At 45.5% G+C, this 25,025-nt stretch carries 27 protein-coding genes and 1 riboswitch; of the genes, 16 read left to right on the top strand and 11 right to left on the bottom strand.

Features of this window, described 5'->3' with window-relative positions; genetic code table 11:
• On the top strand, positions 1 to 1,395 hold the full coding sequence (locus NLX73_RS11495) for a phage late control D family protein (protein ID WP_254326220.1): 1,395 nt from the start codon (positions 1 to 3) through the stop codon (positions 1,393 to 1,395).
• A gap of 26 nt (positions 1,396 to 1,421) precedes the next feature.
• Positions 1,422 to 1,553: a hypothetical protein gene (locus tag NLX73_RS24955; RefSeq protein WP_302055376.1), complete on the top strand. Its 132-nt coding sequence runs from the start codon at positions 1,422 to 1,424 to the stop codon at positions 1,551 to 1,553.
• Between the two features lie 79 nt (positions 1,554 to 1,632).
• Here NLX73_RS24955 and NLX73_RS11490 read toward each other — a convergent pair whose 3' ends face one another.
• Together NLX73_RS11490 and NLX73_RS11485 are read right to left on the bottom strand one after the other, a co-directional pair.
• Positions 1,633 to 1,977, bottom strand: coding sequence for a hypothetical protein (locus tag NLX73_RS11490; protein ID WP_254326219.1), 345 nt, complete (start codon positions 1,975 to 1,977; stop codon positions 1,633 to 1,635).
• A 359-nt stretch (positions 1,978 to 2,336) separates the two neighbouring features.
• On the bottom strand, positions 2,337 to 2,615 hold the full coding sequence (locus tag NLX73_RS11485; RefSeq protein WP_226887720.1) for a hypothetical protein: 279 nt from the start codon (positions 2,613 to 2,615) through the stop codon (positions 2,337 to 2,339).
• Positions 2,616 to 2,768: 153 nt separating this feature from the next.
• Here NLX73_RS11485 and NLX73_RS11480 point away from each other — a divergent pair, with 153 nt between their 5' ends.
• The 12 genes from NLX73_RS11480 to NLX73_RS11425 all read left to right on the top strand — a co-directional run bounded on the left by NLX73_RS11480 (position 2,769) and on the right by NLX73_RS11425 (position 14,502).
• Positions 2,769 to 4,235, top strand: coding sequence for a Tle-like phospholipase domain-containing protein (locus NLX73_RS11480; protein WP_254326218.1), 1,467 nt, complete (start codon positions 2,769 to 2,771; stop codon positions 4,233 to 4,235).
• A gap of 39 nt (positions 4,236 to 4,274) precedes the next feature.
• On the top strand, positions 4,275 to 4,571 hold the full coding sequence (locus tag NLX73_RS11475) for a WXG100 family type VII secretion target (RefSeq protein WP_014278615.1): 297 nt from the start codon (positions 4,275 to 4,277) through the stop codon (positions 4,569 to 4,571).
• A 32-nt stretch (positions 4,572 to 4,603) separates the two neighbouring features.
• The gene (locus NLX73_RS11470; protein WP_013312461.1) at positions 4,604 to 4,915 is read left to right on the top strand and encodes a hypothetical protein; all 312 of its coding nucleotides are present in this window, start codon (positions 4,604 to 4,606) and stop codon (positions 4,913 to 4,915) included.
• Positions 4,916 to 5,294: 379 nt separating this feature from the next.
• On the top strand, positions 5,295 to 5,639 hold the full coding sequence (locus NLX73_RS11465) for a hypothetical protein (protein ID WP_013373571.1): 345 nt from the start codon (positions 5,295 to 5,297) through the stop codon (positions 5,637 to 5,639).
• 175 nt (positions 5,640 to 5,814) lie between these two features.
• Positions 5,815 to 6,888: an ABC transporter substrate-binding protein gene (locus NLX73_RS11460; RefSeq protein WP_254326217.1), complete on the top strand. Its 1,074-nt coding sequence runs from the start codon at positions 5,815 to 5,817 to the stop codon at positions 6,886 to 6,888.
• Positions 6,888 to 7,817 (top strand): nucleoside hydrolase, encoded by a 930-nt coding sequence (locus NLX73_RS11455; protein WP_254326216.1) that lies wholly within the window; start codon positions 6,888 to 6,890, stop codon positions 7,815 to 7,817. Before NLX73_RS11460 ends, NLX73_RS11455 begins: the two co-directional genes overlap by 1 nt.
• 27 nt (positions 7,818 to 7,844) lie before the next feature.
• Entirely contained in the window at positions 7,845 to 8,666 is an 822-nt protein-coding gene (locus tag NLX73_RS11450; protein WP_013312457.1) for an ABC transporter permease, read from the top strand.
• 6 nt (positions 8,667 to 8,672) lie between these two features.
• Positions 8,673 to 9,461 carry an ABC transporter permease gene (locus NLX73_RS11445; protein ID WP_013312456.1) on the top strand — a complete coding sequence of 263 codons (789 nt, stop codon included), beginning with the start codon at positions 8,673 to 8,675 and terminating at the stop codon, positions 9,459 to 9,461.
• Between the two features lie 16 nt (positions 9,462 to 9,477).
• Positions 9,478 to 10,536: an ABC transporter ATP-binding protein gene (locus NLX73_RS11440; protein ID WP_254326215.1), complete on the top strand. Its 1,059-nt coding sequence runs from the start codon at positions 9,478 to 9,480 to the stop codon at positions 10,534 to 10,536.
• Between the two features lie 28 nt (positions 10,537 to 10,564).
• Positions 10,565 to 12,286, top strand: coding sequence for an adenine deaminase C-terminal domain-containing protein (locus NLX73_RS11435; RefSeq protein ID WP_254326214.1), 1,722 nt, complete (start codon positions 10,565 to 10,567; stop codon positions 12,284 to 12,286).
• Between the two features lie 422 nt (positions 12,287 to 12,708).
• On the top strand, positions 12,709 to 13,185 hold the full coding sequence (locus tag NLX73_RS11430) for a Dps family protein (protein WP_254326213.1): 477 nt from the start codon (positions 12,709 to 12,711) through the stop codon (positions 13,183 to 13,185).
• Positions 13,186 to 13,335: 150 nt separating this feature from the next.
• On the top strand, positions 13,336 to 14,502 hold the full coding sequence (locus NLX73_RS11425; RefSeq protein ID WP_254326212.1) for a nitric oxide synthase oxygenase: 1,167 nt from the start codon (positions 13,336 to 13,338) through the stop codon (positions 14,500 to 14,502).
• 25 nt (positions 14,503 to 14,527) lie between these two features.
• Here NLX73_RS11425 and NLX73_RS11420 read toward each other — a convergent pair whose 3' ends face one another.
• Positions 14,528 to 14,689 carry a hypothetical protein gene (locus tag NLX73_RS11420; RefSeq protein WP_013312451.1) on the bottom strand — a complete coding sequence of 54 codons (162 nt, stop codon included), beginning with the start codon at positions 14,687 to 14,689 and terminating at the stop codon, positions 14,528 to 14,530.
• Between the two features lie 120 nt (positions 14,690 to 14,809).
• On the opposite strand from NLX73_RS11420, the gene NLX73_RS11415 reads away from it, so the two are divergent.
• Positions 14,810 to 15,268 carry a hypothetical protein gene (locus NLX73_RS11415; protein WP_061830488.1) on the top strand — a complete coding sequence of 153 codons (459 nt, stop codon included), beginning with the start codon at positions 14,810 to 14,812 and terminating at the stop codon, positions 15,266 to 15,268.
• Between the two features lie 69 nt (positions 15,269 to 15,337).
• On the opposite strand, the gene NLX73_RS11410 is transcribed toward NLX73_RS11415, so the two are convergent.
• The 5 genes from NLX73_RS11410 to NLX73_RS11390 all read right to left on the bottom strand — a co-directional run bounded on the left by NLX73_RS11410 (position 15,338) and on the right by NLX73_RS11390 (position 18,531).
• Positions 15,338 to 15,775, bottom strand: coding sequence for an AbrB/MazE/SpoVT family DNA-binding domain-containing protein (locus NLX73_RS11410; protein ID WP_013312449.1), 438 nt, complete (start codon positions 15,773 to 15,775; stop codon positions 15,338 to 15,340).
• Positions 15,776 to 15,961: 186 nt separating this feature from the next.
• Complete coding sequence (locus tag NLX73_RS11405; RefSeq protein ID WP_254326211.1) at positions 15,962 to 16,681, bottom strand: 3-ketoacyl-ACP reductase; 720 nt, start codon at positions 16,679 to 16,681, stop codon at positions 15,962 to 15,964.
• A 120-nt stretch (positions 16,682 to 16,801) separates the two neighbouring features.
• Positions 16,802 to 17,653 (bottom strand): DUF4097 family beta strand repeat-containing protein, encoded by an 852-nt coding sequence (locus NLX73_RS11400; RefSeq protein ID WP_254326210.1) that lies wholly within the window; start codon positions 17,651 to 17,653, stop codon positions 16,802 to 16,804.
• A 4-nt stretch (positions 17,654 to 17,657) separates the two neighbouring features.
• Positions 17,658 to 18,209 carry a DUF1700 domain-containing protein gene (locus NLX73_RS11395; RefSeq protein WP_250266875.1) on the bottom strand — a complete coding sequence of 184 codons (552 nt, stop codon included), beginning with the start codon at positions 18,207 to 18,209 and terminating at the stop codon, positions 17,658 to 17,660.
• Entirely contained in the window at positions 18,202 to 18,531 is a 330-nt protein-coding gene (locus NLX73_RS11390) for a PadR family transcriptional regulator (RefSeq protein ID WP_061830478.1), read from the bottom strand. Before NLX73_RS11390 ends, NLX73_RS11395 begins: the two co-directional genes overlap by 8 nt.
• Positions 18,532 to 18,912: 381 nt before the next feature.
• On the opposite strand from NLX73_RS11390, the gene NLX73_RS11385 reads away from it, so the two are divergent.
• A complete protein-coding gene (locus tag NLX73_RS11385) occupies positions 18,913 to 19,446 on the top strand; it encodes a DUF6985 domain-containing protein (protein ID WP_254326209.1) in 534 nt (177 codons plus the stop codon).
• Positions 19,447 to 19,534: 88 nt separating this feature from the next.
• On the opposite strand, the gene metE is transcribed toward NLX73_RS11385, so the two are convergent.
• From metE to NLX73_RS11370, 3 genes are all read right to left on the bottom strand, one after another.
• Positions 19,535 to 21,853: a 5-methyltetrahydropteroyltriglutamate--homocysteine S-methyltransferase gene (gene metE / locus NLX73_RS11380; protein ID WP_254326208.1), complete on the bottom strand. Its 2,319-nt coding sequence runs from the start codon at positions 21,851 to 21,853 to the stop codon at positions 19,535 to 19,537.
• Between the two features lie 160 nt (positions 21,854 to 22,013).
• Positions 22,014 to 22,209, bottom strand: a riboswitch (cobalamin riboswitch).
• A 182-nt stretch (positions 22,210 to 22,391) separates the two neighbouring features.
• Entirely contained in the window at positions 22,392 to 22,889 is a 498-nt protein-coding gene (gene nrdG / locus NLX73_RS11375) for an anaerobic ribonucleoside-triphosphate reductase activating protein (RefSeq protein WP_254326207.1), read from the bottom strand.
• Positions 22,886 to 24,835 carry an anaerobic ribonucleoside triphosphate reductase gene (locus tag NLX73_RS11370; RefSeq protein WP_061830470.1) on the bottom strand — a complete coding sequence of 650 codons (1,950 nt, stop codon included), beginning with the start codon at positions 24,833 to 24,835 and terminating at the stop codon, positions 22,886 to 22,888. Before NLX73_RS11370 ends, nrdG begins: the two co-directional genes overlap by 4 nt.
• Positions 24,836 to 25,025 lie beyond the last annotated feature (190 nt).

The raw sequence follows: 25,025 nt of genomic DNA, 5'->3' as shown, positions 1-25,025 counted from the left end.
ATGGGATATCCAATCATCAAGTATAATGGAACAGTTTTATCTCTTAAAAATCCAAAAGTTAAAGTTGTACAGAAAATGAATGAGCATGTGAAAGTCTTTTTGACGGGTGTGTTAACGGGTGCCCAAATGGAAGAGTACACAGATCATATGGAGGCAGGGGCGAAGTTAGTCGTTTCTTATGTGAATGATGATCAGAAGCAGATTGTATTATTTAGGGGATTAGTCACACAGTTCAGAATCAAGTTGGTGTCCAATGTAGCCTATTTGGTCGTCGAAGCCCTATCCTATACAAGCCAGTTGGATGAAGTGATTCATAGACAATCTTTTCAAAATGTGAAGATGAAGGTGCAGGCATTGCTTGAACATGTACTCAAATCATATCCCAAAGCGAATTGTACGAGCCGCTTAAAAGATCAGCTTCTACAGGAATTTACGATGCAATTTGATGAGACGGACTGGTTGTTTCTGAAACGTATAGCGTCTCGGCTTGGTTGGGGACTGATACCTGATCCGATTGGAGACAAACCGCAGTTTTATTTTGGATTACCGGATGGTGTCAATCAAGGTGAGCTCAAACAGTATAACTACTCGATGACCAGAAAAACCAAACCAGGAGCCAGCAAGGATGACAACTTTTTATATTATAAAGTGCAAACGACAGGAGCTAGAGATGTCCTGCTGCAAATTGGGGCGGAGGTTAAATTTAAAGGGAAAGCATTATACGTCCTGCAATCGGTTGCGTTTATACGGCATAGTGTCTTGTGGCATGAATATGTGCTGACCACATCGGATGGAATGAAACAGGATTTGATTGTAAATGAGAGTATTCGTGGCATCTCGCTGAAGTCCAAGGTTATTGGAATTGAACAGGATCATGTGAAAGTTTTCTTTTATGAAATGGACAAGGTCAAGCCTAACGTCAAGGAAACCTACGCTTTTCCAACGGCTACATTTTATACATCGGAAGGGAATACCGGATGGTACTGCATGCCAGAGCTGTTTGACTTTGTAGATATCTACTTTCCGACCTCTACAGAAAAAGATGCCATCGTAACCCACTCGATCCGCAAGAGATCCAAAGGCGGTGACTTTATTAAGGACCCGTCGACAAAAATCTTTATGACCAAGTACCGCAAAGCCATTATATTTGAGAAAAACGAAATTTTAATTACGGGGAACGACGATGAAGTGGTGATTCGACTACTGGATGACCATGGAATTGAACTGCGAAGCAAAAAGGATATCCGTGTAAAAGCTGACGGGAACCTGGTATTCAACGCGGGTAATACAATACAGGTCACTGCGAAGGATGCTATCGGTTTAAAATGTAAAACGAGTTTGGTAGAAATGGATGGTAACATCAAAATGACTGGAGAAAAGATAAAGACGCAATAACTAAAACCATCAAGAGAGGGTAAACCATGGCTAAAGTAACTACAGGAGCAATCGTGAATGAGAAACCGCCTACCCAAGAAGACATGATACAAGAGTGGAAACGTAAAATAAGCAAAGGCGAATATCCTTTTATTCATGTAACTAAGCATAGCACCTAAGGTGAATAGCGTTAAATATGACTAACGACGACTGAAAAAGGCTCCTAGGGAGCCTTTTCTGCAATCATGGTTCAATATTCTAATTCTTTTTAGGATTTCTACTATCGATGAACCAAGCAGGTCCAGAGACGTCGATCACTTCTTTGGTTTTATAATCATAAGCAATAGATATGATTTGGCCTTCATGCCCTTTTATATAGCCACGGAGATAAACGGTAGAGTTAACGTAACTGCCAATAAACTCGTTATTTTGGTAAACAAAATCGGCATTATAATACTTCTTAATGTATTCTTTTCCGATGGGTATGCCAGATTGAACGTATGCTTCTTTTTCTGTATTTGCTGTATATTGCATGTAACAAAAGATTCCGACAAGGATTGAAAGTAATATAAGGATGCTTCCCCAAACCTTTTTCTTCTTCAAGTTGTATTCTTCTCCTTATTATCTCCTTATTATATACCCAGGAACCTTATTGCTTTGTTTGTTAATAATAGAATAGATCATTATAGCCAATATAAGGATTAGCTCAATACAACCTCTGAAAATTATGTTCATATATGCAAATTTCTTCTAACATACAGTTACAAAGTCCTAATCGTTATTAGGTATGAATTATGATCAATAATGCAATCCTCTCCGACTTTGTTCTCATTTGTATTCCGATTGATACTCGAAATAAACATAATACATTATAATGATACTACTTCCTGAGAATGGAAGAGTGAACTTGATTACTGAATAAAGCGAATCTTATTTTATGTAACAGATACGTCTCGCTTTCTTTAGGAGAAAGGTGCATTCTTGTCTATAATTCTACTATCAATAAACCAATCCGGTCCCGTAACATTGACAACTTCTTTCGAGTCTAAATCATATGAAATAATGATGGTATCTTTATTGTTTCCTTTTATATAGCCATAAAGATGAATTCTTGCATGAACGGTATTTTCCTCTATTTCATACTTTTTTAAAGTGAAGTCGGAATTATAGTGGGATTTAATATATTTTACGCCGCTAGCTGTGGCTGCTTTTACGGTTTCTTCCTTTTCCTTACTGGACATGCTTGAGCAACCTCCTATAAGGATGGTGACTAGAATAATTGTAAGAGCAATCCTTAAATTTCTATACAATTTGATGAGCTCCTTTTTGATTATTTTACCTCTATTATGTAACTTTATAATATATTTACTTAGTAAACAAGGTGGGAATATACATTGACATTCATTGAAGACAAGATATATTGGCAGCTTGCCGACCAAGCTTATGAAAGGGAACCTCATCCAAAGGGTTACAAGGATCAAACCCCTCCAGGCTGGGAAGTAGCAAAACTTGATGAGAAACTATTACATGACACGAACGGTTCTGGATTCGATGCGACTGTATTCCATAATGAAAAAACCAATCAGGTGATTATCGGTTATAGAGGAACAGAGCCGCCGGATCGCCCCAAGTGGAGTGTAGCAATGGACTGGGAAACGGATATCAACGATGTCGTAGGTGGACGGGCGAAAACTCTGAATCAAATTCATGATTATTATGTAAATAATCCGGAAGAGGTAAAAACCTTCCCTCCACAGGTGCAAAGTTCATTTAAACAATATGAGACACAGTATCAAAATAATCAATTTACGCATGCCCAAAACTTGTACGATGAAGTGAAGAAAAAGTATCCATCTGCTGAAATCTCTACAACAGGCCATTCTCTTGGAGGAGCCGAAGCAGAGTACGTTGCGGTACGGAACGGATTATCATCCGTGAGTTTTAATGCTCCCGGTATTGTACACTTACTACCTGAGGATCTTCAAAAGAGGGTAGAAGCAGGAGAGTTTAAGAAAACAAATGTGGCTTTTGCCCATCCCGGAGATACCGTTGGCGGGGGAGCTACTAAAGCTAATCAACATGTAGGAGAAACGTATCATATTGGGAGTGATTATAAGACTGCCAATGCAGCCAAGTTTACTATTCCTGTTTCAATTCCCATGGAAAGAAAAAACGAATTGGAAAGACTTATTCTTGGCCCCAAATGGACTCCTATTGTTTATGTTCCGATTACATTGCCTATGATGCAGCAAGATGCATTCACCAAGTTCTATAATTCTTTATTAGGGGGAGAGCATACTCATAGAATGGCGCACTTTACATTTGACGATCGTACCGGTAATATCAGCAATCCACTGTACACCATGGACGGTCAATTGGTGGAAGGCAATCCACGGGTGCAGGCGTACGAGCAGATGCTGGCCGCGCGAGCAGAGCTCAAGGAAGTCATGGGCGATCTGGTTGAACGTTACGGTGGACAAATGGGGGCCTTCGGGCAGTTTGCTGCTAATGCACTGGGAGTGAATATCCTGGGAGTAGGACAACAGAATGGTCGCTCCAATGGCGGTGCATATTTTGTAGGCAACAAAAATGGGGGCACAATTCAATTAACACCTGAGGAGCTAAAGCATGCGGCTAACCAGATGCGTTCCAGCCTGCATGGATTTTCTAGCGATACCCGAGCATCCATCCAGTTATTTCAGGCTCATATCGGGACAAGTGAAAGTCAGTCTTTGACCCTAATTGCGCATAGTGCAACGGCAACGCTGGATCGGATCAATCGCTGGTATCAGGAATCGATTACAGAGATAGCAGAGTATATAGATCGCAAGGGCCAGGAATTTACGATGGTGGATCAATAAAAAAGAGCAGCTGGAAGAACACAACGGGAGGCAAAAGAGATGAGTAGAATATCTTTGAGCCTGGGGGATCTGCGTAGGGCTGTTCAGCAATGCGAGCAGCTAAAGCAAAGACTTCAGCATCAGGAGCAGCAGATGAGGAATATATATGGTCGTCTGCAAGACTGGAGGGGCGAATCGGCTGCTGAATTAACACGTAAAATGGAGACGTTTCTCCAAGGTACAACTGTACGAATACAGGAATTGGACGATCATAAAGAGCAGTTGAAACGTTATATTCGGAAAATGGAAGAAGCTGATCGGCGTGAGGAGAGACGCAAACGGGCTGCACAATGGTGATACAGGCAGACTGCAATAGTTAGGAGAACATCATGAAAGATCAAAATGCATTTGTCATTTTACTTATATTGAATATCGTTTATGGCTTAACGCTATTTGCCTATCCGGCCATGCTGATGGTGGTCGTATTTTCTTTCGATGCACCAACAGCTGGAGATTATCTCATCAGTTATATTTTTGCCTATGTCATAATGAGCTACCCGATAGGAGTATTTATCTCATGGAGCTGTTGGTATTTTTATCATCGTTATGCTTTTAAGAAGGCGTATATCATAGCTAACTTTATGCTGCTGTGGCCAGCTACTCTTGTAGTGTCCTCGTGGATTCAATCGGCTTTTTCTTGAAGGGGTTCCCATCTGGCCAGTCAGCTACATAACATAAAAAACCGTACAATCGCTAGGGGGCTCCCGCGGGGTACGGTTAAATGCGTATAAAAACTACATATATAGTAGTAGAAAAAAATATTCTCCCAGAGAGGTGACGATAACGACTTTGTAGTCTACTTTAATTTTCCTGCGGGGAATATAGCAGTGTTCGAAAACTTAAGGGTTAGACGAAAAAGTGTAAAAATGTTGAAAAGCTACAAAGTTCGACATATTGTTCGCTTTTTCGCATCATATGTTATTAGATTAGGGATTTTTGTTTGCTATTTATCGTATATTTATGTATAATCTATCGTGTTGAAAGATTGATTGTACGTAATATGCTGATGAGGGTGGGTTCATGACGCTGCTCGACAGTAACGAAAGCAAGAAGCGGATGTGCCAGATTTACAATGAAGTTTCAAAGGAACTGTTCGGCTTCGGGACCACGCTGCTGCGGGCCACCGTTGAGAACAACATTGTTACCTTTGTGGCGAAGCACCGGCGTTCTCCACGCTCGGCGGCATTGGAAGTGGAAGCCCCCGGCTTGAAGCTGGAAGTGGATTTCCGAATGTCCATGCTGTACAAGAAGAGACTTCGCGAGAAGCTGATTGAGGATATGGAGCTCGATATAGAAGCTTTACTGCGTGATTATGATTCAGCAACGCAGTGGGCAATTACGAACATCATACTGAAAGAATCCTAATAAAATTGGATATTCGGCTTTTCGCTTCGGATCTATCTGAGGGGAGAACCTGTTATAACGCGCAGCGGGATCAACTTATTCTTTGTTTACGAAGAAAAGTATTCTTGTTTTACAAGAGTACTTTTCTTTTTTGTGTCATAAGGTGTGCATAATAAAAAAATAGGGGGAGTTTCATATGAAAAAATGGTTTAAAGGGTTTATGGCTGTGACCTTGGCATCCGTGGTACTGGCAGGTTGCGGCAGTAATGCTACTGGCGGTCAGGCAGATGGAAAAGATGGCTCAGCTGATGGGAAGAAGAAACTAGTTATTTCCACATGGGGCTTCTCCGAGGACTTTTTTAATAAAGAAGTGTACGAGCCTTTTGAAAAGGAACATAACGTTGATATTGTTGTAGAAATCGGAAATAACGCGGAGCGATTGAACAAAATCGGTCAAGGCAGCACTGATGTCGATCTGATTTATCTGTCTGATTATTATGCTCAACAGGGAATCCAACAGGGATTGTTTGAGAAGCTGGATCGCAGCAAGGTGCCGAACCTGAACCAAATTTATGATATTGCCAAAGCGCCGCTGGGTGAGGAGTATGGTCCTGCTTATACGGTCGGGCGTCTCGGTATTGCCTATAATCCGGAGCTGGTGAAAAAGAATGTGACCTCTTGGGCTGACCTGTGGGGAACTGAGTTCAAAGGAAACGTGACTTTGCCGAATATTACGGCGACTGCCGGACCGATGATGGTAGATGCAGCCTCCAAGGTAGCGGGGAGTAAGGAGTTTAATGAAGACCAAGCCTTCGGAAAACTGAAAGAGCTGAGTCCGAATATCGTTAAGTTTTATAGCAAAACGTCCGAGTTCGTGAACATGTTTAGTCAACAAGAAATTGCGGGCGGTCCGATCATGGAAATGTACTTCAAAGATTTGCAGGCGGCTGTGCCAGGAGCGAAATTTGTAGCACCTAGTGAAGGTGCTTACGCAGTAATGAACACGATTAATGTAGTGAAAGGCTCCGACCAGAAGGAGCTGGCTGAGGAATTTATCAACTGGCAGCTGAGCAAGGAAGTTCAAGAAAAATCCGCCAAGGCGAAGGTTGATTCTCCGGTGAACACGCAGGTGGTACTGTCCGGTGCGGATACAGAAGGAATTACGTACGGTACAGATGTAGTGAACAAGTTGACCAAGCTGGATATGAAGTTCGTTAACGATCATATCAAGGCATGGACAGATCGCTGGAACCGGGAAGTAGCACAGTAATGAAAAAGGTCATATTAGATGTAGATACGGGCATTGATGATGCGTTGGGTATTTTACTGGCCGCCAAAAGTGGTCAGTTGGATATCCAAGCGATTACTACAGTATGCGGTAATGTTTCACTTAAACAAGCAACATTGAACACATGCAAAATCCTCGACCTTTTGGATAGACCGGATATTCCGGTTTATCGGGGGGCGGAGGCTCCCTTAATACGTAAAGGTCTGCACGAGCACCGTGTCCATGGAGAAGACGGCATTGGAGGTGCATTGAGTGGAGTAGTCCCAGCGATGTCTGCGTCCGAAGGTTTTGCGCCGGATATCATCATCGATACCGTGATGGCTCACCGGGGGGAAGTGACGCTCATTTGCACCGGGCCGCTCACCAATTTGGCACTGGCGCTGCTGAAGTGTCCCGAACTGACGGATCACGTCGATGAGGTCATTTTTATGGGCGGTGTTATTCACGGGTGCGGCAATATTACACCTGTAGCGGAGTACAACATGTATGCTGACCCTGAAGCCGCACGGATCGTATTTCATGCAGGATTTGGTCGGTTGATACAGGTGGGACTGGATGTAACACGGAAGGCTCTGCTGACTGCCGATCATATTGCTCATCTGTCCCATCCTGCAATTCGTAATTATGTAGCTGAAAGTACGGCTGTTTATACCAAGCGTTATGAAGAACGCAACGGGGTAAAAGCGTGTGCGCTTCATGACCCGCTTGCCGTGGGTGTCGCATTAAATTCGAGGTTAGTACATACCTCGTCGTTGTATGTCGACGTGGAAACCTCCAGTCGTATATGTGACGGACAAACGGTGGGCGATGTGCAGAACCGCCTCAATCATAGCCCCAATATGAATGTGTGCGAACAGGTGGACAGCGAAGCTTTTCTGGAGCTGTTTATCCAGGTGCTGAATAAGGAATAACATTTTGATAACCGCAAGGAGCTACCCATGAAGAAAACATACTTGTATTGGCTGCTGCTGCCAGGTCTGCTCTTTCTGGCGGTGTTCATGGTCATTCCGATTGTGTTGACGATCGGTTCGACCTTCGTACAGAACAGCTCATTCACCCTAGAAGGCTATCTCCATTTCTTCAAGGACCCTTATTTTCTGAAAATATTGCTGACTACGCTGGAAGTCAGTGTCGTAACGACACTCGTGTGCGTATTACTCGGCTTCCCGACGGCTTATTATATTTCGCAAAAGGCCCCGCGTCGTAAAGGTATTTTGCTTGCGCTGGCTATCTTTCCCTTATTGACGAGTCCGGTGGTGCGGTCATTCAGCTGGATGGTCATTCTGGGTCGCAAGGGGCTGTTAAATAACGTGCTCATCGGTTTAGGACTTGTAGATGAGCCGCTGAATATTTTGTACACCCCGGCAGCGATGATTATTGGTCTGGTTCATTTGTTTTTACCGCTGATGATTATTTCACTGATTGGTGTGCTCGAAAATATCGACGGTGATCTTGTTCATGCTGCTCAGAGCCTCGGGGCTTCCAGATTCAGCGCATTTCGTAAAATCGTATTTCCGCTGTCTGTGCCGGGCCTGATCATTGGAAGCATTCTCGTTTTCGTAGGCAGCCTGACTGCATATACGACACCAGCACTACTTGGAGGAAAACAGCGGGTTATTGCTACATTTTTGTATCAGAACGCGATGACGCTAAACGACTGGTTTTTAGCTTCTGTTATTGCAACAATTATGATTGTTATTACATTTATCGTGGTCGGTCTCTTAAATAAGGCGGCCCATAAACTCAATCCGAAGGGGTAGGTGGATATGCGGGAGAAACATTACGGACTAGGCTTCTTTAGCCTGCTGGTCTTCATCTTTCTGCTCGGTCCGCTGTTGATCATATCGGTCACTTCTTTCGAGCCGGGCACGGTATTAAAATTTCCTCCGCAGGGCTTTTCTTTGCGCTGGTATGAAAATATTTTTGAAGTGGATTTGTTTATGTCCACGTTCAAAACGTCCATTGTCGTCTCTCTGCTAGGCAACATCTTGGCACTGCTGATCGGTATGCCTGCCGCCTATGCACTTAGTCGCTTTTCGTTTCGCGGGAAGGATGCGCTGAATGCTTTGTTCCTTTCCCCGTTGCTTATACCGGGTATCGTTCTTGGTTTTACACTGCTGCGCTATTTGATCATTGTTTACCATTTACCAGTATATGCTGGACTATTGATCGGACATACGGTGATTATGTTGCCGTTCATTATTAGAGTCATTGCATCCAGTTTGTCTAACTTTGATTTTGCGATTGAGGAAGCAGCGCTTAGTTTGGGGGCTGGACGGCTGGAAACCTTTTTCAAGGTGGTTCTGCCCAACATCCGCTCAGGTATTATTGCGGCTATCCTGATTGCCTTTCTGGAATCATTCAACAATGTCGACATCTCCGTCTTCATGACAGGACCGGGCTTCAGCACCCTGCCCATTCAAATGCTGACTTACGTCGAAAATTATTTTGATCCGACGATTGCAGCGATTTCGGTTATGCTAATGATTTTAACCGGTATCCTGATGTTCTTGATTGAACGACTGATGGGATTGTCTTACTTCACTAAAAGGTAATGGAGGCTTCAACCTTATGGCACTGCTTACTCTGGATCGCGTATCGGTCGCTTATGACAACCAACTGATCTTGCAGGATTTCGATTTGCAGCTCGAACGGGGGCAATTGCTCTCGTTGCTCGGACCGAGTGGTTGTGGCAAAACGACCACACTTCGTCTCATTGCAGGATTTCTCGAAGCTAAACAAGGAACATTTTTGTTTGGCGATAAGGATTATACTCGGGTTCCGGTGAATAAACGGAACTTCGGCTTTGTATTCCAAAGTTATGCACTCTTCCCGCATTTGTCCGTTTTTGATAATGTTGCCTTTGGTCTGCGGTTACGTAAGGTAAAGGAAGATGATGTGAAACGCCGCGTTATGACCATGCTGGATACCGTTAGCCTGGGGGGATTTGAAAAACGTTTCCCCGGTGAATTGTCAGGCGGACAGCGTCAACGTGTTGCGATTGCGCGAGCGCTTGTGATTGAACCCGATCTGCTGTTGTTTGATGAACCTCTGAGTAACTTGGATGCTAACCTGCGTGTAAATATGCGTGTGGAAATCCGCCGTATTCAACAGGAACTGGGCATCACTACTGTGTATGTATCGCATGATCAGGAGGAATGTTTTTCGATTTCTGACCAGGTTGCGATTATGAATAAGGGGAACATCGAACAATTAGATGCTCCATCGACCATTTTTAAATATCCGACGACCGAATTTGTCGCCCGTTTTATTGGGTTTAATAATTTTCTAAGTTTTGACGAGCGTACTGAAGAAGGTGATCGTATTCGACTGAATACAGGCGATCTTTCGTTCGGCGTAGCGCGTAATCAGGGTACTAACCAACCGGGTGCTCGTCAGGGCGCTATTCGCCCGGATGATTTGGTCATTCGAACAGAAGGCAACGAGACAGGGGAAAATGAGCTTCCCGGTATTATTAAAGTAAGTACTTACCTGGGGCGTAGCTATCAGTATGTGGTAGAAACGGCGAAAGGCAACTTTACGGCTAATCAGGAAATGGATACGCCTTACCTGAGTGGTCAGCGGGTTACCCTGCATTTTCCGGCAGATAAAATGGTGCTGGTCCAATAATCAGCGGGTTCGATGAAGGAGATACATCATGCGTGCAGACAAAATGATTTTACAAGTTAAGGTGTATAACAGTTACTACAAGACGTTCGAAGAAGGTAATGTAGCTATACTTGGCGGTAAGTTTATGTATATCGGTCAGCGTGGTCTGGAGTCTTTCGAGGTGGCTGAAATTGTCGAAGGGCACGGGAAATATATGATTCCTGGCCTGATCGACATCCATTTGCATATCGAAAGTACCATGGTGACACCGGCAACCTTTTCCTATGGGCTGATTCGCAATGGGGTAACGACGATTGTACCGGAACCGCACGAAATGGCGAATGTTTTCGGATTGGAAGGCATTCAGGAAATGATGGAAGCCAGCAAAGATTGCGTGGCTGATATGTTCTACGGCATTCCAAGCTCTGTCCCGGCAACGCCGCTCGAAACCTCAGGGGGCGAGATTGGTATTCCCGAGATTGATGCGCTACTGCAAACCGGCGAAATGATCTGCCTGGGTGAAATTATGAACTATGTGGATGTCATTCGTGATCCGGAGAGCAAGACGAATCGCATCTTACGCCATGTTCGTGAGCACTACCCGGAGCTGATCATTGAAGGCCATACGCCGCAACTGCTTGATCTGGACCTGCATCAGTTGATCTATGCGGGAATAGGCTCGGACCATACTCACCAAAGTATTGAAGGTATGAAGGCGCGGATGGCTGCCGGAATGTTTATTGAAATCCAAGAAAAATCCATGACCCCTGAAGTGATGGACTATCTTATTCAGGAAGATGTGGCACAGCATTTTTGCTTCGTAACGGATGATGTGATGCCAGACTCTTTCGTAGAGCGAGGGCATCTGAACCATATTGTAAGTAAAGCAATCGGAATGGGCATGAAGCCTGAGGATGCCATTTATGCAGCTACGTTTACTCCTGCTGCACGGATGCGAATGCATGACCGCGGAACAATTGCACCGGGAAAAATAGCTGACTTTGTACTGCTGTCCGATCTTGGTCAATTTGATGTGGAGCAAGTCTATAAGGACGGACTCAAGGTATTCGATAAGTTCGAGGAATACCATCAAGCACCGATAAAAAGCCGCTTCCCCGCCCATTTTTATCAAAGTGTGAAGCTCAATCCGCTCACGGAGCAGGATTTTACGGTAAAGATGGATGTAGCTGATGGCACACATCAATGTCGTATTATGATGGTCAAGGATGGCTCAACTTTTACGAGCGAACGGATTGCACCTGCACATGTGGAGCAGGGTGAACTGGTATGGGAACATGGTGAACATGGACTCATTGCTACGTTTGAACGGTATGGAAAGAATGGCAATCGTGCTTACGGTTTGATCGGGGGAGATACGATTAAACGTGGGGCAGTGGCAACCACCTATTCGCACGATAACCATAACTTGCTGGTCGTAGGGCATAACAAGCAAGATATGATACTGGCTGCGAATACGGTTCTATCCAGCCAAGGTGGCTTTTGCGTAGTTGAAAATGGCAAGGTGCTGTCCCATTTGCCGTTAACCGTAGGCGGGATTTTAACAGAAGGACCGCTGGAAATGGTTGCGGCCCATGTGAAGGAGCTTCGTTCAGCCTTGCTGTCTCTGGGCTACCGCCATTACAATCCAATCATGTCGCTGAGTACGCATTCTTTGCCGGTCAGCCCGGCCTTGAAAATTACCGATCACGGCCTGATTGATGTAAATGCTGGCAAGGTTGTATCCTTAATCGTGGAACCTTCAGAGATGTAAGAATAATAAAAGAGCCGACCCTCTTACGGGCCGGCTCTTTTTTGTCGTGGCTAGGTATGAGGTAGTAGGTTATGGACTTTGCCTACAATACAGATACTTTAGCAGACAAAGTTAACATCTTCTTTACTCCTATTGATGTAACCTATGTATAAAAGATAAATAAGTCTTGATTCTGGATATCCTATTGCCTATAGAGTTTGATTTACAATCAATTCACGTAATCTTCATGATTAAAACCGAATTAAGACTTGAAAAACATCGACACAGTGTTATAATTAAAACAGGATTTAGATTAAGTCTAAATTAATAAATATTTATTGGATTCACGCATGGGATTTTGAAGAAAATCAGACACTACTGTTAACGAGTATCCAAGCTTTACACCAACTATATTTTGAATGAAAACGAGAGGGGATTTTAACATGAGTACATTAAATCATACGAACGCACCTACACAAGAGGCTATTCAAGAATTGCACAAGGCATTGAATCGTCAGGTAGCTACCTGGTCTGTATTGTATACGAAACTGCATTATTTCCACTGGTATGTGAAAGGACCTAAATTCTTCACACTGCATGCTAAATTTGAAGAGCTTTACAATGAAGCAACAGCTAATCTAGATACGATTGCTGAACGTTTGTTAGCTATTGGTGGCCGTCCGGCTGCGACCTTGAAGGAGCATTTGCAACTTTCAGCTATTCAGGAGTCCTCAGGTGAGCAGACAGCTGACGATATGGTGAAGTCCGTTGTTGCTGATTTTAAAACCATCACTGTTGAACTGGCTAATGGGATGGAAGCAGCGGAAGCAGCACAGGATAAAGCGACAGAGGATCTTCTTAACGGCTTGAGAGAAGCAATGGATAAACATATCTGGATGCTGAGTGCGTATTTGGGATAATTAATTGGTGTATATTTCCATGTATATGGAGATCAGGTGAACAAGATACACATCCCGTTGGTTCCAGTCTGCCACTGGAGTATAATGACGAGAAGGCGTGGAAGACCACGGGCTCTAGAGTCATGGAGCTGCCGGGATGGGGTGTATGTTATGGAAGTAAAACAACAGCTTTTGCATGAAGCGGAGCAGTTTATATATACATGTTATGAGGAGCTGGGCCGAAGCCGCGATGAAGCGGAAGCCCGGCTTCTTAATATTCGTTACGACATAGAGGCTACGGGCACGTATGATCATACTTACGAAGAGCTGGAGCACGGAGCGCTCATGGCTTGGCGCAATAGCAATCGTTGCATCGGGCGCTTATTTTGGGACAAGCTTTTGGTCAGGGATGCGCGGGGCGCATCAGATGCGACGGAGGTGGCCAGCGAGCTACTGGAGCATATACGCATAGGAACGAATGGCGGTAAAATTAAGCCAACGCTTACTGTATTTCGTGCCTCCAAGCCGGGGCAGCCGAATATCCGCATCTGGAACCATCAACTCATTCGTTACGCTGGATATGAAACCGATCAAGGGATCATAGGAGACCCGGCCTCGGTGGATTTTACCCAAGCTTGTAGAGACATGGGCTGGCAAGGGGCGATGACTCCTTTTGATATATTGCCACTGGTTGTGGAAGCAGGCGGACGGTCTCCAGAGCTATTTGATATTCCTGAACATTTGGTGATGGAGGTAGCCATTGAGCATCCAGAACTTTCGGGTTTCGCTTCCTTGGGATTACGTTGGTATGCCGTGCCTATGATTTCGGACATGACGCTGGAGATTGGCGGTATCATCTATACAGCGGCTCCCTTTAACGGCTGGTATATGGGAACAGAAATCGGCGCCCGTAATTTTGCGGATACCTTCCGCTATAATATGTTGCCACAGGTGGCTAAGCTGATGGGGCTGGATACGACGAGTGAAACAACGCTTTGGCGTGATCGGGCGCTGGTGGAATTGAATATTGCTGTGCTGCATTCTTTTAAAAAAGCGGGAGTCAGCATTGTCGACCACCATACCGCAGCGGCACAATTTCAGCTGTTTGAGGAACGAGAAGCCAAGGCTGGGCGCGCACTGACAGGCAATTGGACATGGCTGATCCCCCCGCTATCCCCGGCGACAACGCATATTTTTCATAGCTCCTATGATAATCGGCTTGTGAAGCCGAATTTCGGAGTTCAAGAGAAGCCGTATACGTCGAGACAGGCTACTAGTACAGCAACAGACACAGTGCTTCAGCAGAAGCGCCAAGGCTGCCCTTTTCATTCCGGATAACGATGGGAATGACCTAATGGCTGGATTAGGACTCCAGCTTATCCCATGCAACGATAAAAAGGGTAGCCAGTGGCCCTATTAATAGGGAGAGCAGAAACCAATTTAGCCCGCTCCGATTTTTGGACTGTGCCAAGCCGGCATTAATCAGGGCAAGCGTTCCCCAACCTATATAATAATCTTCTGACATGGTATTCTCCTTTGTAAAAAGGTATAATATCGTACTGTATATGGTATGAACACATCCATGATTTCATAAGTTTAAAGTAAATATAACTTTATATATCCTGGTTTGAGGAGCGAAGCTAAGTTGGAAAGAAATCAGGCAGAGCGCATTGTCGCTGAGCTGTTGGAACGGGCTGCTATAGGTGTGACAGTCAAGCTGGAGAAACGTTTTCCTGGTGGAAGGCTGATTGGGGGCAAGTATGCCATGAATGCTCACGCCATTACCATGTATACGGATGTTATTGAAACACAGTGTGTACAGATGTTCGGCAGCGTTGATCGAGTTGAGGAGTATTTTACGGTTGTGCTTGCACATGAGATCGGGCACGCCGCCGATACGGAATTAGTGGACCTCTCCGATGCGTTGGAGCAAGAGAACGGGATAGGGACCCGGCAACGACTTGCGCTGCAAATTGAAGAAAACGCATGGAATTATGCGCTTAGACTGGTGCCTGAAATAGAAGCAACGTTTATTTCTGCCGTAATAGACGAGTCCTTGCTGGCCTATCGGGTCCCGGTTATAGAGCAGTCCGACATTGCGTAACGATGATGATCCAAGAGCCGTCAGGCTCTTTTTTTGTTGATTAGAACAGACGAGATCGGGTCGGATGATTTAAAGAAGTAGCTTTTTAAGCTGCGACACGCGTCCTTGGGATAGTTCGAGCATTTCGGCTAATTCTTTTTGAGATACATTAGGATGCTCCTGCATGAGCTGTTTTAGTTTATTCAGGAGATCATTCTGATTTCTGTAACTCCTTCTTTTCTTGGGCTGGACAGGACGGGATTCACTCAAATGACTGGAAGGATTATCGCTCTTCAGATTTTCAATACAACTTTTACATATCAGATGATCCCTAAAATAGCTCAAATGATCTACGGCACCACAAAAATAGCAAGAAACCCCCGTATACTTGCGAATCATCAGTCCCTCTGGGGTAATAAAAAAATCGAGGGCATCTCCAATATTAATATTCATAGAATTGCGCAGCTCCTTGGGCAGCACAATGCGGCCCAAATGGTCTAATGGCCGTGTCATTCCTGTGTTCTTCATCATTTTTCCCCTTTCCTGAAATGCGCTTATAGTTGTAGGAATTGTATGTATATATGCTGGAAGTACAAAGCGCTTATATTACAGTTTGTTTTGGTATAGCTATGCTGAAAAAAAAGCTCCGGCATGACGAACAATTACGTCTGCCGGAGCATGGTACAGCCAATGAATCTAAGATGTCATGTCGAATTACTGTGGGTTGGTTGTCCAAATACCGGCTACTTTTAATTGAACCCGTGGAGGCAGTTTCAATGCGGCTAATGTCAGATCGGCCAAATCCTGCGGTTGAAGCATGCGATCCTCATCACCAATAGGCAATCCTGCGTTTGCCGCCAGTTCTGTATTGACAGTACTTGGAGTCAGCGCGGTGACGCGAATATTGGATTTGCGAACTTCCTGCATCAGTGCTTCCGTGAAGCCCATCAAAGCAAATTTGGATGCGCAATATGCCGAGCCTGTTGCAAAACCTCGTTCTCCTGCCGTCGAAGAGATATTAATAATGTTTCCGCTCTTTTGTGCCAGCATGCTTGGAAGAGCAGCATGTGTAACATAATAGGTTCCCATAAGGTTTACGCGAATAATACGTTCCCACTCTTCGGGGTCCATATCTGCGACTGTGCCAAAGGTAGCAATGCCTGCATTGTTGATCAAAATATCGACAGCGCCCAACTCGTGTTCCAGTGAAGCTACAGCGGCAGCGGCCTGTGCACGATCCGATATATCTGCAACAGCACTCATCACTTTCACACCGTATGTACTCCCCAGCGAATCCTGCAGCTTTTGCAGGTCAGTCAATGTTCGTGAGATTAATCCCAGGTTAACGCCTTCCTTGGCTAAAGTTTCGGCAATTGCTTTACCGATTCCTTTGCTGGCTCCTGTAATAATGGCTGTTTTATTCTTAAGTTCCATCCAGTCTCCTCCTTTTCACTCCATAACGTGGTTGTGCATGTGAGCACATGGTTACATTATACAAGGTTAAACTCATTGAACCAAACTTCGCCTCTGATGAGGTATTCATCTAGAGGTCTCCTATTTGGAAATATTAATATCCCCTGAGGTGGTTTCTACCTTTATCACGTTCACACTACCGGGAACAGACTCGGGAGTATCTATACTCCCAGAGTCAGAGTGGACATTATACACACCTTTAAAATCGGGAGCTTGTTTAATCTTCACGTCACCAGAATCAGCATTCACTTCCAAGTTGGCTACGGCACGTTGCGTAATATTTGTCTCCCCTGAGGTTAGGGAAATAAGGCCATTACCGCTATATTCGCGGATGGTAACATCGCCTGAAGTAAGCTTCAACTCCAGATCTGCTGCAAGCTGACTGGCTGTAAAATTGCCGGATGTTAAATTTGCGATCAGGTGGGTACTTTGGAGGTTTGTAATCTCGGCAGTGCCTGAAGTAGCGGTGATGGAAGTATTCTGCACGGAGGCATCTTGAAGTTTTACATTCCCTGAATGTGCATCTACCTGTAGGTCAGTTAGTGTTTCGCCGGAGGGCATCTCTACGGTAATCGTTTGATCTAAATCAGGGGTGATCGAAAGAAATGACAAGGAAGCGGCCGGCTCCGAGTGAATCGTAAGCTTACCGTTCTCAATTCGGGCATTATGAATTTGGTCGGCTACCTTTGTCTGAACTTCTCCACTAATGCGTATCGTACCTTGGTCGCCAGAGCCGGGAGTAAACAAAATAGAGACATCATCAGAACTGTCCACTTTCAGCTTCTGTAGCTGACCACGTGTGAACGTCCATTTTTTGTTAATCGCAGTTGTTTCCTTCATGACTTGTTGACTCCATGGGGCACCGTAAGCCACCATTCCGGCTACACCGATCACAATGCACAGACCTGCTGCAATAAACCACTTTTTATTCATGTTGTTAGTAAGCTCCCCTCAGGGTAGTCTGATTCCATTTCCAGTATCGTACTGTGCCTTTGACCATAAGGAGTAAGAGATAACGTACTCCAGGCAGCAGCAATAGACCTATACCCGTCATCGTGATAGAGAAAAAGAATTTGGCCGGGTAAAAGGTGCTGTTCAGCGCATAATCAGTAACGGCGAGAAGGGGGGCTGCAATGAAGCTGACCGCTACCACGGTCAATGAAACCCATACTACCCATAGGGTAGCCATAATCGGGATGGAGATCAGCAAGTTGAGAAACAGCAGTCCTAAGAAAGTAAAAAGATTGCGTGCGAAGCTTCCCTGGCGAAGCGGAGGAGAAGCGTTCCAAGCTGCATTGGGATCATCCAACGCTTCTCGGGCAATATCCTCTGGGTTACCCAGCTCATTGGCAATCTCACTTTCGCTTTTTCCATTGACCAACCCGTAGTCAAAATGCTGGCTCAAATCACTAAGCAGCTCATTGCGTACCTCTGCAGGGAGAGGAGAAAGACGCTGCTCCACCTCTGTAAGAAACTGTTTTCTATTCATCGGAATTTCCTTCCTCCAGTAGGCTTGCGACATGATGGACAAAATCATTCCATTCCCGCGTAAGTATTTTTGTATAATGGCTTCCAGTATCAGTCAGCCGATAATATTTACGGGGAGGTCCCTCGGTCGATTCCTGTAAATACGTTGTGCAGTATCCTTCTGATACCAGACGGCGAAGCAGTGGATATAGGGCACCCTCAGCTACTTCAATATGACGGGAGACGGCTTGAGCCAACTCGTAGCCATAACGGTCTCTGCGTCCAATTAGAACTAGAACGCACAGTTCCAGTACCCCTTTTTTGAATTGGATGTTCACATTCACGAGCGGTGCTCCCTTCCTGGATGTTATCAATGATTCATAGGTGTCGTTCGGAATAAGGGGAAGAAACGTGTGTTTGTGCATAATTTGTCACGGGTACTAATTATAGAACAGTAGTCAGGTATAATTTAACATCATGTACTGATTAATGCAAGGTACTAAATTTTTAATAATAAAATATTTGTGCCGAAATGGGCAGATTTTCTTTCTTGAAGGCTTTATTGAATAGCGAATGTTGTAGAAAAAAGTAGTTTCATTTGGAAATTCCTCGAAATCTGGCTGGAAGCCCAAATAGGATGCCGCTTTAATTTCATTCATTAAAATGATAGATTGTAAAGTATTCAATAGGTTTAAAGATTACTTTTTATGAAGAGGTGGTAAAGGGTGAATTGGAAACACTGGTATATGGAACTGGAACACGATGATGAGTCTTGGGATGTATCTGAGGAGATTGTTCTGCGTGGTGTAGTACATGTTGATTTTTGCGGGCAGCCCTCGGAAGTAGAAGTCGAATTTATCATGGGAGCCGACTCCGAAGAACAGGCACAGACTATAGAAGAACCTACACAGTTGCAAAAAAAGACATGGGAGCAGTATATGGAATATTCGTCAACTATTCATCCTCAAGTGTTGGAGTCCATACACCATCATTATGCTGGCATAGTGGAAAAGTACCGGAATGCTTACAGTACATGGGGAGAGGACCCAGATGAATATGCGCCTTATGTGGAGCGGCCGGAACAATTGTTGGATCGAATACAGCTTATGTCTATACTGATTTCCGACTCATCGGCAAAGGATGAACTGTATTTGAATTTTAGTTGCTCCTGGGATCGAGAACATGGCTTAGGCGTACATATGAAGCAGATGAAAATGGAGCATATTCAAGGCGTATATACATTATATGATCTAGAATAAATCCCCCTTCCTAGCTTTTAGCAATAAGGGCCGGAAAGGGGAATAGGATAAGGCGAAAATGATGGCGCGATTGGATACGATAAAAAAATTAGTTGGATACAGCCAATGCAGCCCGGGCTGCTTGAGCCGCTTGTACCATTTGTCGCAAGGCGGCGACAGATTCCTCTTTGGTACGGGTTTTCAGACCACAATCCGGATTAACCCAGAACAAATCTGATGGCAGTACGCGCAGGGCACGCTGGATCATGCTTAGCATTTCAGATACATCGGGGATGCACGGGCTGTGGATATCGTACACGCCCAGACCGATGCCTTTGTCGTATACCTGATCTTCAAAGCTGACAATCAGTTCTCCGTGGCTTCGCGAGGTTTCAATAGATATAACGTCGGCATCCATATCGGAGATGGACTGAATCATATGCTGAAATTCGGAATAGCACATATGCGTATGGATTTGGGTCGCTGGCTCAACGGTGGCCGTGGTCACAAGGAAGGCTTGAACCGCCCAATCCAGATAGGCTTGCTGCTGTTCTTTTTTCAGCGGAAGCCCTTCACGAATTGCAGGCTCATCGACCTGAATCATGCCGATGCCCGCTTGTTCCAGTGCCTCTACCTCTGCCCGTAGTGCCAGAGCCAACTGTAAAGCAACTTGACTGCGTGGAATATCATTACGTTCGAAAGACCAGTTCAAAATGGTCACAGGACCCGTAAGCATTCCCTTAACAGGCTTGGAAGTTAACGATTGGGCGAATGCCGTTTCTTCCACGGTCATGGGCTGATCGAAGGAAACGTCTCCGTATATAATCGGCGGTTTGACACAGCGGGAGCCGTAGGACTGCACCCATCCGTTTTGCGTAAAAGCAAAGCCGTTCAGCTTTTCGCCAAAAAATTCAACCATGTCGGTCCGCTCAAATTCTCCATGTACAAGCACGTCAATGCCAATGTCCTCTTGGATATCAATCCATTCCTTGATTTGCTGTTGGATGAACGTTCGGTATTGCTCGGCAGACCATTCTCCTTTGCGATAGTGCAGGCGGGCCTTGCGGATCTCGGCGGTTTGCGGGAAGCTACCAATGGTCGTCGTAGGCAGTGGAGGCAACTTTAGCTTATTTTGCTGAATCTCACGACGCTCGGCGAAAGGAACGCTGCGTGACAGAGGCTCTTTGGCCAACAGGTCGGCCAGATCGGCAGCTGTCTGTACGCGTGCCGCTGAACTGTTGAAACGGGCTACCGCATCTGTACTTTGTCCAAGCTTGGTGAGTGCGGATGGATCGTGTTTGCCAAGTGCAGCCGTCAGGATGGCGATTTCCTCTAGCTTTTCATCAGCAAAGGCCAGCGCTTGCACCAGCTCCTTGTCCAGCTTGTGCTCTGCCTCCAGGCTGACTGGCACATGCAGCAGACTGCATGATGGCTGTACGATAAGCTGCTCGGCAGTGGTCTGTTCTGCTAACTGACCCAGCAGAGCAGCTACAGCGTTCAGGTCGCTGCGCCATATATTGCGTCCGTCAATGACACCAGCGCCCAGCGTTTTTCCTTTAGGAAAGCCATGCTGCAATATATGCTGAAGATTTTCGCCATCATCATACACAAAATCAAGACCCAGCCCCTGTACTGGAAGTACGGACAGACGCTCATAATGATCTAGGCTGCCAAAGTAGGTTTGCAGCATTATATTTAAGGAGGGCGCAGCTTGGTTCAAAGCTTCATAGACTTCCTGGATAATGTCCAGATCCTCTACTGGGAATGAGGTGGTCAGGACAGGTTCATCGATTTGGACCCACTGAACACCTTCTGCTGCTAGTTCAGACAGGACACGGGTGTATAAAGGCAGGAAGGTTCTTATAATAGAGGCAAGCTCCTTACGATCATAGCCTTTGGAAAGGGTAACGAATGAATAGGGGCCGATGAGGACCGGTTTCCCATCAATACCTAGTTCTTGTTTTGCTTCACGATAAGCCTGTAAAGGTTTATTTTCAGTGAACACCGGAACTGCATTCGCCAATTCAGGAACGATGTAGTGATAATTGGTATTCATCCATTTGGTCATTTCACTGGCGGTTGCTCCCTTCTGTCCACGAGCGATCCCGAAATACACGGATAGAGGAACCGGACCCGCGGGACGATAGTTGAACCGTTCGGGAACCAGACCGAACATCACAGATGTATCCAGCATGTGATCGTAATAGGAGAAGTCTCCGACAGGAATGCGATCAATCCCCTTGTCCCGCTGCTTGCTCAGATGCTCCAACCGTAATCTTTTCATCTCCGTCTGCAGTTCGCTTTCGTTAATGCTGCCGTTCCAGAAGCGTTCCAGTGCTTTCTTCCATTCCCGATTTTCGCCGATACGCGGATATCCCAGATTACTGCTAATTAAGCCGGACAATTCAGGCCATTCAATAATGGACATGTACTTTTCCTCCTAGCGGGTAGCTGTTTTACTTTTACGTACCAAAAAAGGCATTCTTCCCCCAAGGTTAAAAATAAGTAAGGGAAAGAATGCCTCCGTGATTAAAAAATCAAAAATACGGCGACTGCTCTTAACACCTCCCTATCTTCCGTAGGTACTTGCGATGTTGTTAAAATAGGCAGGTCTCCTGACTTACGGATCATGACGCTCAGCATTCCTTCCCGGTCTGTGGACCAGTGGATATATGAACAGCTGAAAGTTCCCCGTTTACAGTGGCGGGACCGTGCCGGATTTGCACCGGCTTCCCTTTTAAGCCTGATCTGAATAGAACAGACACCTATCTCCAAGCTATGCGGTTAAGGTATGACGAATAATTATGCACTCGTATACTTGTTCACCATCATAAGTGAAACTTACAGGATGCGCAATAGAAACTCCAATGGAATCTGTTAGCCATATGAAAAAAGACAAGCCTTACCCATGATGGGGGCTTGTCTTAGATTAGATATAGCATCTTGCTTGCTGGGTAAGCATCGCCTTATGTCAATGAAACGGCATAACCTGCCTGAATACTGGCTTTCACATCTACCAGACGCTGGTTGCGACTGCCCCGGAAGGGAAGGGTCAGGTCCTTTTGCTGTTCTACAAAACGACCGTCCACAATCACATCGCACAAAAGCGCCAGTTCCTGTCGCTCCGGATCTGTGAGTAGATCTTCATAGACAAAGCCAGTGTAAGCCCACACGGTTCGGTCGGGACAGGCTTCGCGGAAGTCACGCACAAATTGCGAGCATTCTGCTGCTGAGAAAAACGGGTCTCCCCCGCAGAGAGTCAGTCCGTCCAACAACGGATTTTCCATGATGTCACGAATGACCTCCTGTTGTCGTTGGGGGGTGAATGGCTCGCCTGCACGGAAGCTCCATGACTCTGGATTAAAGCATCCAGGACAGGCATGACGGCAACCGCTAATGAACACAACGGTGCGCAGGCCGTATCCTTCGTTCAGAGATTCCGGAATGTAGCCACACAAATTCACTTATGTTTCACCCGGTCTCGAACTTCTGCCTGTTTTGCGGCATTAAAGCGAACGGTATAATCTCCTGTCAGATATCCGGTTACCCGACGTAAGCGCTGAAAGTGTGTGTGCTCCTCATCTGTGCCGCATTGGGGGCAGCTTGTCCCGATAATCCCTTCATAACCACATTCCGTACAACGATCCACCGGATGGTTGATGGAGAAATAGCCGATGTTCTGATGCAGCGCGTACTGAACAATTTTAAGAAACGCATCCGGGTTATTCCGCGCATTACCGTCCAGCTCAATGTATGAAATCGCACCAGCGTTGCATAGGTTATGGAACGGAGCTTCCAAGCTGATTTTACGAGCAGCCGGGAGCGTGTAATACACGGGAATATGAAAAGAATTCGTGTAATATTCTCGATCATTTACCTCAGGAATAATCCCGAAATCACGTTGATCCAGCAATGTGAACTTGCCCGACAGACCTTCGGCAGGCGTAGCGAACAATGTAATATTTAAATTGTGATATTCACTCATTCGATCGCAATACACGCGCATGGAAGTGATGATTCGCTGTGCCTCTCGGTATACAAAATCATCCTCCCCGTGGTGTTTCCCATATAGTGCCTTCATGCACTCAGCCAGCCCGATGAACCCGATCGAAAGCGTACCGTGTTTTAGTACGCCTCCCACCTTGTCATCTGGTGCCAGTTGTTCTCCACCTTCCCATACCCCTTCGCGCATCATAAAGTCCGAGGCTTTGGCCGGTTGGCTGGTCTGGATTTGATAGCGATGAATTAGGCCATCTACCGCAATGCGCATAACTTCTTCTAGTCTCGCATCAAAGCGATCACGGTCAGGTGTCAGGCGTTTGCCTGTGCAAATACCATACTCAATGCCAAGCCGCACCAGATTAATGGTATTGAAGGAGAGATTCCCCTTGCCACTCTGCCGGTTTCTACCGAAACGGTCAGAAATGGTGCGGGTACGGCAACCCATTGTCGCTATAATGGTGTCTGGATCATCAGCACGGTAAAAAGGCAAGTTGAAGGTGGCATCCACATTCACAAAATTGGGATACATCCGTCTGCTAGAGCATTCTACCGCCCGTAAGAACAAATCATAATTGATGTCGCCTTCTGCCTGGTTGATTCCCTCTTTACATTGGAAAATATGTTGTGGAAAAATAGGAGTTTCCCCGCTGCCCAAGCCGCGAATAGTGGCCTCCAGCAGCGATTGAGTAACAAGTCGTCCCTCAGCAGACGTGCACATTCCGTAATTCAGTGAAGTGAATGGAATCTGTCCCCCCGCTCGACTGCTCATGGTGTTCAGGTTATGAATGAGCGATTCAGCAGCCTGCCGGGTTTCCGTCTCCGTTTCTTCGCGTGCGAATGCGTAGGAACGAGGGCAGACTTCTTGCAAATGGGGATTGGCCATATGTAGTTCGTCGTCAGACAGACTGGATTCTATCTCTTCCTCGAACAACCGGAGTCCCTTGCGCAGATGCTTGCGGAAGGACCGGGCAACGTATGGGGCAAGGTCCCAATCGATTTTATTGGCAGAGACACCTCCGAATTGGCTGTTTTGCTGAGACTGGAATATGATGGCGACTAGTGCCATAGCAGACATAATCGTTTGCGGTGTGCGCACAGAGCCGTTGCCTGTATTGAAGCCGTCTCGCAGTAAACGACCAAAAGGGATAAAGATACAATTTGTAGTTCCGAGTGCATATTGGTCCAAATCGTGAACATATACATACCCGTGGTCAATCGCGTTCGTCAGTTCAGGCGGAAGTACCCGCAGGCGCGCATACCATTTGGCATACTCAGACCCAAGCTTGCTCATTTTGCCGCTGAACGATTCCCCATTCAAATTTGCATTCTCCCGCAGCATGTCCAGATCTTGTGCCCCAATGACCCGCTCGCCGATGTCGTATAATTGATGTTCCTCCAGCACCTTCATCGTAAAACCCTCCATATAGTAAAATATATATATTTTTCACAAAAACAACATATTGATGATATCTTGTGTTAACCAATTGTTTCGATCTATATATTGTATATACGTATACATTGAGAGTATGTGACTATTGTCACATTGGTAGGAGCGGGCAGCATAAAAAAGCCAGATACAGAGTAAGGGACACATCCAC

The organism is Paenibacillus sp. CH40, assembly GCF_024213605.1.
Taxonomy (GTDB): Bacteria; Bacillota; Bacilli; order Paenibacillales; family Paenibacillaceae; genus Paenibacillus; species Paenibacillus polymyxa_B.
The sequence above is the reverse complement of the archived record's forward strand: the minus strand, read 5'-3'. Positions and strand labels throughout refer to the sequence as shown.